The organism is bacterium (assembly GCA_030018315.1).
In the GTDB taxonomy this organism is placed as follows: domain Bacteria; phylum Hydrothermota; class UBA3073; order JACQXS01; family JAGMCI01; genus JASEGA01.
The window spans coordinates 1-9,500 of the sequence record JASEGA010000043.1; the positions used below are offsets into that span (position 1 = coordinate 1).

Sequence of the window (9,500 nt, forward strand, 5' to 3'; positions counted from 1 at the left end):
TTAAGTCTTATGTCTATAGTCGTTCTTCTACTGAATGGATTAGGATATACATCCAGTCGGAGGTTGGAATTTGGGATTTGGGATTTGTCCTCTTCTATTCCTGTTAGAGTCCCTTTAGCAAAGTAAATGTTAAATGTAAAGATTGGAAAATTACGTGAGTCACTCCAGACTGCATAGACATTCTGGGCTACATCAACTGCTAATGTTGGGAAATACTGGTTTCCGCATAAGCCATCATCATCAATAACACATATATTCTTACTAAATGAGGTGCCACCATCATCACTATACGCAAAATAGGGACGCATCAATCGCTGCGTCTCAGTGTACTCACGCCTATCTTCCCATATACAATATGGGTTACCATATAAATCAACAGTTATATTAGGAGTCGAGTTAAGCCACGCTGAAAGAGGTGGCTCAGTGACGCATAAATTTGTGCCAAATGAAGAACCACCATCTGTACTCTTTGCATAGTATATGTCAGCACTCTGTAGATCAGGTGTATTACGAAGGTCAGTCCACACTATATGGATAACATCATTATTATCTACTGCTAAACCTAAAAAAGTACGGAGTAAATAATCGCTATCGTTTACCTGTACATCGGTCCCAAATGTTACACCAGCATCAGTGCTTTTGTCAAAATATATACAATCAAATGATGCATTCCAGGCAACAAATACATTGTTGCCATGAGCATCAATGCTGGGAGCCCATGATCCTATACCGTCAAAGGAATCGTTAATTTTTATGTCATTTCCAAAAGTCTCACCACCATCTACACTCCTGTCAAAATAAATATCAGGATAATGAGACGAGTTTCGCATATCAGCCCATACTAAATAAACATTTCCACCACTCACTGCTATACCTACAGGGCTACCATCATGACAGCAGGTGTCGGTTACACATAATTCAGTACTAAAATTTAACCCACCATCAGTACTCTTTGCAAAATATACATTAAACTGACAAGGTGCGCCCATATACCTGCTCCAAGCTACATAAATTATGCCAAAAGAGTCTACTCTTATTGAAGGGGAAAGTTGGCTATATTTACTATAATGATTCACTTTAACATTTGGCAAAAATGTCTCACCACCATCTACACTTTTGGCAAAATATATGTCACCCCAACGTTCGCTGGGATAGTCGCGACAGTCTGACCACACAATATAGATTGTATCACCCAATACTGCAATAGCATGACCGGCAGGTGTTGTCTCATGGTTTACTACACTACCAAAGTCATCATTCACACGGATATTGGGACCAAAAATGTAGTCACCAGCAGTATTCGTAGTCCTTTGTGTTGACAAGTACTCTGCCTGTACATAAGCTGAATAGAGGGCATATGGACTCACAATATACTTCCCAGAAGACAGCCCCTGTTCTATTATAAATGTGCCAGCATACTCTATATCTATATTTGTAAGAATAACTAAAATAAAAAATGATTTAAACATATTGATTTCTATTTTATCACCACTCACCTCCTTTGTCAAGTGAGGCTGTTTAGCATTCGTAATCCCTTGCAAATAAAGAGACTACAGATGCTAAAATTTTTAAATCACCTCCCACTTTTTGCTTGCCTCCTCTCTTTTCTGTGGTATAATCCCAGTAGAAAGGAGGTGAAATGAAATTTAAAACAAATAACCAACTCTCTTTTGCCCTGCTCCAAACCATTCAAAAGCTTAAATCCAGCGACACATTGAAAATTGTGTTTGACTCCATAGACTGGTCTTTTATCCCGCTCACAAGTCAAGATGGAAAGACGAAACTTTCTATCGCATTATGCGAATTCTTATAGCTCAGCTTGTTACAATATCCCAGCTACTGGCTCAGATTTAATTACAATGGGTGATAGCTTTATCTGCCCTGCTACTTATTTGAGACTCAGAAAAGATGGTACAGAGCCAAAGAGGAGCAAACGCTAGAAACTTCTTTGTACACATAAAAATTGTCCATTCGCTAATAAGTGCAAACCTCTTAAGGGACATGGAAGAACATTCTATATTTATCCAACTCATGGAGAAAGACAATGTGGTGATATTCCACGAGATTCTAAGGAGTGGAAACTCTTTTATAATCTCAGGACAAGTGTAGAGAGATGTTTTTCAGAACTCAATGGTCAGCATTTACTTGAAGATCCAAAGGTACGAGGAATTGTAGGAATATCAATTCATACATTTTTAAGCATAATAGCACTAATTATCAAACGAATCAAGGACTTCATTTTCAAAAGTAAATTACGAATAGGGCTCTCAATGGCTTAAGTAAAGTGAACGACAATTACGGAAGTTTGGTTCAGATAGGAGTACATACTTTTACTCAATCCAGCACATAATTTATGTGCTGTGTAGTTCTTTCACATATTTGAATTTCAAAGAGCGAAGTTTTTATCCACTTGAAGTGGATTTAAAATTTCACCTCACAGAACTTTTACCAGAAAAACTGCTTATTTCTAAACACCCTCATTACTATAACTATTTCATCAATACTATCTTCTTAGTTATTACTTTATCATCAGCCTCAAGTCGTAAGAAGTATACACCACCAGATATTCCATCAGCATCTCCGAAGGATCCTGCAGATAAGTTAATAGAATAATAATCGGCTTTCTCAGACCCATCAACAAGCGTCTTCACCAATCTGCCTGAAATATCGTAAACCTTAAGAGATACTTTGGCTTCAGTCGGTAACTGGTAACTGATAACTGTAGATATGCTAAATGGATTAGGATAAACTTCAAGTTTTGGGATTTGAGGTTTGAGATTTGAGCTTTGATTCTCCTCTGTCCCTATAGATGGCATAGTATTCAAATATACTCTGTCTGGTGCATTATACACTCCAACCACTAAATCAAGCCTTTTAGAATATTGATAATAAACATACACTTTAGCACCAGGTGGTATTGGGCCATCAGTGTGAGTCCACCATAGCCAACCTGCTACTGGGTCAAAAATAAAATCCTCATAAGCGGGATGCATCAACACACCCTCTACTAACGAAGAGTCTACTGAATGCGCTGGATAATGCTTAAGATAAAATAGACGCATAGCTCCATCTCCTGTTAAAGTATCAATACAAGATACAACTCCATCCCTATTAATGTCACCCCAAGCTACACTCCAAAACCTTTGGCTTGACGTCTTTGCCCATCCCTGTGTCAGTATTCCATTACTATTCTCAAACACTTGGACTGCTCCCCCCTTTTTATCATTACTTGCAATTGCAAAATCTAAGCAGCCATTTGTATCTACATCACCCCAGCATCCGTTAGTCCATACATTACTATCGGCAATAGAAACCGTCTGCGAGTATCCATGCTTAATAGTATTACTACTATCCAGATGCAGCCAACCAATAAGGTTATCACAAATCAATAAGTCAACTCGATTGTTGCCATCGCAATGCGCAAAAGCTACTGCATTAGCATTTCCAATAGTTGCACTACTCCAGCTGGGCAGGTCCTCCAATGAAGCTCCGGTATTAAAGTGAATCATAGCCGGTGTAGGTGGAGTTTCCATACCCATAGCGACAGCTAAATCAAGCAACCCATCATCATTCGCATCCCCTATAGAACCACACATATTATGCCTATCAGTCGCAGCTTCCCAAGAAGGGGTAGTAGGTAAAGTAGTTCCAGTTCCATAATACACTTCATTCTTACCAGTAAACATCCCCCCGATAGAGGTAGCTACAAGGTCAACTTTGAAGTCACCATTTATATCAGCAAAACCTAACCACCACCTGAATTCATTTTGAGTAGAAGCCCACATTGGTGAAGTAGAGAGCAAACTTGTGCCACCAGTCTCTTTATAGTTATTTTTATACAACTTTATAGGACCGGTGCTGAGATTACTACCATGTGCAACAGCGAGGTCCCAGTCACCATCCCTATCTATATCAACCCATGTAATACCGTGGCCACCAAGAGCTTCATCTGACTGCCAGGATGGAGAAGATTCAAGTGTCCCATTTATATTTAAATATACTTGTGCCTTACTAGTAGCGACAGCGACTGCTAAGTCAAGATAACCATCCAGATTTACATCACCAAGTGCTATACTTTGAGTCGGTGAAGACAAACTTGACTCCCAATCAGGGTTATCAGGTAATGGTATACTTGCTATGCCCACTTGAGTTAGCGACCCAAGAAAAAGTAGCACAAAACACACAAAAACTATTCTATTAGACATATTCCCCCCTCCCTTATCCAGTGCTTACCTCATCAATATGATTTGATAAGTTACACTGGATTTACTTCTTTCTAATTTGCAAAAATACACTCCAGCCGGTAATAACTTACCAAAATCATCAATACCAGCCCAAGTAACAGCCGCAACCCCTGTCGGGATTAGCGGAAAGGATTTAACTAATCTACCAGTTAAATCGTAAATTTGCAAACTAAGATTCTTCGCTTCGCTCAGAACTAATCCCTGAACACTAATCACTGTTTTCCTATTAAACGGATTAGGTAAGATAGTCAATTTTGCATTTTGCATTTCAAATTTTACATTTTGCGTTTCCTCAACTCCTATATCAGGAGAATACTCCTCATTAACAGACTGAGCATGACCTTGTAAGCTCCATCCGCCAATAGCGTATATATTTTTACCTACTGCAACTACTGCTACATGCTGACGGCCTGTTGGCATAGGTGCCTTTGTGGACCAGGTGTCAGTTTCAGGGTTATACTCCTCGTTAGCAGTCTCAAAAGGGGTAGAATGAGAGAATCCACCTATAGCGTATACTTTACCCATTACTGTAGCTGCCCCTAAGTTGCCACGTGCAGTTGGCATATCTGCTTTAATAGACCATGTGTTGGTTTCAGGGTCGTACTCCTCGTTAGCTCTACTCATACTACTATAATCCCATCCCCCTACAGCGTATATCCTTGTTTCTGTTGCAACCACTGCTAAATACTGACGCGGAGTCGGTAAAGGTGTCTTTGTTGTCCAGGTATTAGTAGACGGGTCATACTCCTCATTAGCAGCAACAGGTGGATTGTTACCTGCCCATCCCCCTATAACGTATATTTTCTCTATAGCAGTTTTAGAGCGAAATGTAGCTGCACCTAATCCCCAACGGATGGTTGGCATATCTGCTTTTTTTATCCAGGTATTAGTCACTGGGTTGTATTCTTCATTCTCATTGTTCCAACACACACCCCAAGGCCCCGTTCCTCCTATAGCATAGATTTTGCCATTTGCGGTCGCTGCCGCAAGACCACGACGAGGAGTTGGCATACTTGCCTTCATAACCCAAGAGTCAGTTGACGGGTCGTACTCCTCATTAATACGAAAATATTGAAGCCCCACAGGATTACTTCCTCCTATAACATATACCTTGGACTCAAACACAGCTATACCCGGGCTATTCCTTCCAGTCGGCATATCAGCTTTTCTGATCCAGCTGTCAGCAAATACAGACACCTCAGACCCAATTATTCCAATAAATACAAGGACAGCTAATAATATTATATATATATTCTCATCTCTTCTGCTAATCATTCTTATCTTATCAAAAGTAACTGTCTGGTCAAGCTCTCATTGCCTACCTTTAACCTGCAAAGGCTATAGTACCACTGCCAGTCACACCAAGATTAGCTCCAAAAAGTACAGCACCACAAAGTGTTATCATTCCTGTAGAGTTATCTATTCCTTCACAGGGTAAGATAAAGAAAGTCTGGCCACCTTGCTTTAGTAAAGGTTGTTGACCTTACTCACATAGATTGAGTCTATAAATGTATCACCGACTGCTAGCGGCGGTCCTATTATAGTGTCAGGTAGTACTAGTAACTTTGTATAACTACGCATATCTACAGGATGAACTGAAACACTGTCACTGGCTAAATTGGACTCCAATACAAATGAGATAGATAACAAAATAACTGTATTACTTTGTTAAAACTTTGTCAAGTTTTTTGCCTTTTTTTAAAAAATTTATATGCCCTCCCTAAAATCCGTGCGGATCCGTATGGATAAGACTTTATCCACAGGATCCGTATGGACAAGCAACCAGAAAGATGTAAAATCTATTCCCAAGAATGAAGGGCATATGCATATAAATTTTTCACCAGAGCCTCTAAAGGATCTTAAAATCTATATCCGCAAGTTTGAACGCCATTTTTCAAAGCGTCTAAGGTCAACTTTTATGGCTTATATTACTTGTCTAGTGTAGAATTGTTATTGTCAAGTCATTGTGGGAAACCACGGATATGAATGAGGTATCTGTTATTGTGACTAATCATACCGGGCTTGAGGATAGAGAAATATTCGCAAGATACAAGAGGAGATGGGAGATAGAATGCGTATTTCGTGAACTCAAGGACAACTTTTATTTCGACCAGTATCAAGTGAGAAGTCTCACTGGTATAACGAGGCATTGGCATTTATGCTTTCTTGCATACACTTTCTTTGTTCAATACGAACAAAGACGCTAAACCGTAGGCTATATACGATAGGGGAATCTATTTATCTGTATCGGACTCTTCAATCCATTATCTCTTATATTTGGATTTCAAAGAACACAGAGGCTTATTACAAGATACTACAATTGAATAGCCTCTAATTTACATCTAATTTTAACAAAATACAGATAGTCATTACCTCCTATTAGCCATTGATTTCACAGACTTTTCTGTGTCAATCTGTGGCTTCATTTCACCATCACCATCTTTTTGGTGATAGCCAAATTATCAGTCTCAAGTCTTAAGAAATATATACCATCCGCTATTCCTTTAGCATTCCAGTTAATAGAATAGTGGCCAGCTTCTTTAGACTCATCAACCAGTGTCTTTACCAATTTGCCTGTAGTATTGTAAACATTGAGCAATACTTTGCTTTTAGCCGGCAGCTGATAACCCACATCTATCTCGGCTAAAGTGGAATGGCTGAATGGATTAGGATAGATTTCAAGTATTGAGTATTGAGTTTTAAGTTTTAAGTTTTGAGTTTCTTCAACTCCTAAATCAGGTGTATATTCCTCATTAACTGTAAGAGAAGTACTGATTGTCCCACCAATAGCATATATTTTATCATTCGCTACCCCTGCCCCTAAGTGCATACGTGCGGTCGGCATAGGGGTCTTTGTAGTCCATAAATCTTCCACCGGGTCGTACTCCTCATTAACATCAAGTGCATAATATCCACCAATTGCATATATTTTATCGCCAACTGATGCAGCTGCAAACGCTATACGAGGTGTCGGGATAGGTGCCTTTGTGGCCCACAAATCTTTTTCTGGGTCGTATTCCTCGTTAACAGCGAGAGGACTACCACCATTGGGCCAGCCACCAATAGCGTATATCTTATTAGCTACTGCAGCAGCTTTTAAATTACAGCGACCCGTTGGCATATTTGACTTTGTAGTCCATGAATTAGTGGATGGGTCATACTCCTCATTCTTATTGAGACCGGCACTCCCACCGATAGCATAAATTTTATCATTTACTGCTACTACCGCTAACTCAGAGCGTGCAGTTGGCATATCTGCTTTTTTAGTCCACGAATTAGTTACAGGGTCATACTCCTCGTTAGCATTAACAACGCCTGGTGGTAGCGACGCTTTATATCCACCAATAGCATATACCTTGCCATTCACTGAAGCTGCTCCAAGGTTATACCGGTCAGTTGGCATCACAGCCCTCCCTTTCCATGAATTAGTGGCTGGGTCGTACTCCTCGGTAACGGGAAGCGTAGCTTCGCCTTGTATCCCGCCAATAACGTATATCTTATTATTAACTGTAGCTACACCCATACAACTACGTGGAGTCAACATAGGTGCCTTTGTAGCCCAACTATCAGCAAATACCGGGTTTGATAACACAAACCAACTTGTATAGATAAGAAACAAAACAACAAATAAACTGCTTTTCATTTCTATCTCCTTTTTACCACACTCACATTTACTTGGATTCTAATACACACCATAAACCCATTCGAAAGCTATAGTATTATACAATCATAAACATCACCCCCTTAATCCCAATAAATTGGGACCAATATTGTAATTATCCGTGTCATCAACATAACGCACTTCATTGTTTTCTCTGGGCTAAAAATTTCTTTATAGCTAATGCTTTACGACAGAACTGTGGTGATTTATCTGTAAAGTCTCTTCCCTCTAATACAACTGTACCCAGACAACGAAAGCAGTATTTAGCTAACTCACAGCCCTCACAATCTGGGACCGGAGTATTTGCAAGCTTGCGCAACCTGTTTAATACTTCAGAATGATACCATAATTTACTGAATCCTTCTTTAAGCACATTTCCAGCCTTAAGTGGCATTATGATACAGGGATACAGGTCACCCTCAGGTGATATTCTGCAGGTATTTCGGCCAGCACCACATTCTATGACTTTCTTCCCCATAGTTATAGTAGAATTCAAATCATCCTCTTCAGGAGCAGTAAATAAATCTGGAGCAAGTGAAATAACATCTTCATCAGAAATTTGTAAACTTTCAGGGCATATTTTATTACAGGATGTTTGTACACCTAACGGTTTTTGGTCACGTTTTGGTAGGATTCTACTACCTATGTAGAAACTCGCCCCTAATTGAGTTGCAAGTTCCTTAACTCTGAGTACCTCATGTACATTATCTTTCATTACAGCCGTAGTTATAGATGTTGGAACTCTTCTTTCACGTAAATAGTGTATAGCATTAATTGATTTTTTGAAAGAGCCCTTTACACCAGTAACTTGGTCATGAATTTCTGGCACGGCACCATATATGCTTACTTGAACATAGTAAGGTGCAAGCTCTTTAATAGCATCAGCAATTTGGGGTGTTATATATATCCCATTTGTATTGAAGACGAACCCAAAATGTAGCTTTTTAGCATAATTTGCTAATTCAATGATATCTTCTCTTAAGAATGGTTCACCCCCAGTAAATGTTAAGAATAAAGTGCCCGCCTCTTGTAATTCTTGAATAATTAATTTCCATTGCCCGGTATCTAAGTCATTGCTATGATAATCTGTAATATAACAATGCTTGCAGCGTAAATTGCAGTTGTAGGTGAGTTCAAGATGGACTTCTATTGGAATAAGGTTAGCTCTTGCTTTATCAACAAGTTTGATTAGTTCCACCTCACCTTTCGCCATCTTGAATCATAAACAGATTTTATGTTTGTTTATAATAAATCAGTATATATCTCTAAATAATCTAAATTGCAAGTACCCCTTTTGCAAATGAGTCAATTCGCACACGCATCCACAGTGCAATTACCGCCTGAACATTCAATTATTACTCCAAGTGGTACTTCTCTACCTAACACCTCAGAGTACAAATCCGGCTTTGTCCATGCCTCTAACTCTTTGGAGTGCAATTTAGGCCTCTTATACAGCCGCTTTTGCACCTTCTTTTTGACATTTGCCATTTTACTCACCTCCCTTCTACAAAAAGGCTGTTTAGCATTCGTAATCCCTTGCAAATAAAGAGACTACAGATGCTAAAATTTTTAAATCACCTCCCACTTTTTGCTTG

At 39.3% G+C, this 9,500-nt stretch carries 10 protein-coding genes; 2 read left to right on the forward strand and 8 right to left on the reverse strand.

Annotated features, from left to right (window positions below; all coding sequences use genetic code 11):
* Together QMD71_09540 and QMD71_09545 are read right to left on the reverse strand one after the other, a co-directional pair.
* Nucleotides 1-1,469, reverse strand: a 1,469-nt coding sequence (locus QMD71_09540; GenBank protein MDI6841067.1) for a sialidase family protein, incomplete at its 3' end; no start/stop codon positions are given.
* Between the two features lie 49 nt (nt 1,470-1,518).
* Nucleotides 1,519-1,689 (reverse strand): hypothetical protein, encoded by a 171-nt coding sequence (locus QMD71_09545; protein ID MDI6841068.1) that lies wholly within the window; start codon nt 1,687-1,689, stop codon nt 1,519-1,521.
* Between the two features lie 80 nt (nt 1,690-1,769).
* Between QMD71_09545 and QMD71_09550 the strand changes: the two genes are divergently transcribed.
* Entirely contained in the window at nt 1,770-1,940 is a 171-nt protein-coding gene (locus tag QMD71_09550) for a hypothetical protein (protein MDI6841069.1), read from the forward strand.
* Nucleotides 1,941-2,489: 549 nt separating this feature from the next.
* On the opposite strand, the gene QMD71_09555 is transcribed toward QMD71_09550, so the two are convergent.
* From QMD71_09555 to QMD71_09565, 3 genes are all read right to left on the reverse strand, one after another.
* On the reverse strand, nt 2,490-4,205 hold the full coding sequence (locus QMD71_09555; protein MDI6841070.1) for a T9SS type A sorting domain-containing protein: 1,716 nt from the start codon (nt 4,203-4,205) through the stop codon (nt 2,490-2,492).
* 24 nt (nt 4,206-4,229) lie between these two features.
* Nucleotides 4,230-5,519 (reverse strand): kelch repeat-containing protein, encoded by a 1,290-nt coding sequence (locus QMD71_09560; GenBank protein MDI6841071.1) that lies wholly within the window; start codon nt 5,517-5,519, stop codon nt 4,230-4,232.
* Nucleotides 5,520-5,708: 189 nt separating this feature from the next.
* Nucleotides 5,709-5,894 (reverse strand): hypothetical protein, encoded by a 186-nt coding sequence (locus QMD71_09565; GenBank protein ID MDI6841072.1) that lies wholly within the window; start codon nt 5,892-5,894, stop codon nt 5,709-5,711.
* A 332-nt stretch (nt 5,895-6,226) separates the two neighbouring features.
* Here QMD71_09565 and QMD71_09570 point away from each other — a divergent pair, with 332 nt between their 5' ends.
* The gene (locus QMD71_09570) at nt 6,227-6,451 is read left to right on the forward strand and encodes a transposase (protein ID MDI6841073.1); all 225 of its coding nucleotides are present in this window, start codon (nt 6,227-6,229) and stop codon (nt 6,449-6,451) included.
* Nucleotides 6,452-6,666: 215 nt separating this feature from the next.
* Here the strand turns inward: QMD71_09570 and QMD71_09575 are convergent, their stop codons facing one another.
* From QMD71_09575 to QMD71_09585, 3 genes are all read right to left on the reverse strand, one after another.
* Nucleotides 6,667-7,887 (reverse strand): T9SS type A sorting domain-containing protein, encoded by a 1,221-nt coding sequence (locus tag QMD71_09575; protein ID MDI6841074.1) that lies wholly within the window; start codon nt 7,885-7,887, stop codon nt 6,667-6,669.
* Nucleotides 7,888-8,047: 160 nt separating this feature from the next.
* Nucleotides 8,048-9,118 (reverse strand): radical SAM protein, encoded by a 1,071-nt coding sequence (locus QMD71_09580; protein MDI6841075.1) that lies wholly within the window; start codon nt 9,116-9,118, stop codon nt 8,048-8,050.
* Between the two features lie 92 nt (nt 9,119-9,210).
* Nucleotides 9,211-9,393 (reverse strand): hypothetical protein, encoded by a 183-nt coding sequence (locus QMD71_09585; protein ID MDI6841076.1) that lies wholly within the window; start codon nt 9,391-9,393, stop codon nt 9,211-9,213.
* Nucleotides 9,394-9,500: the final 107 nt, after the last annotated feature.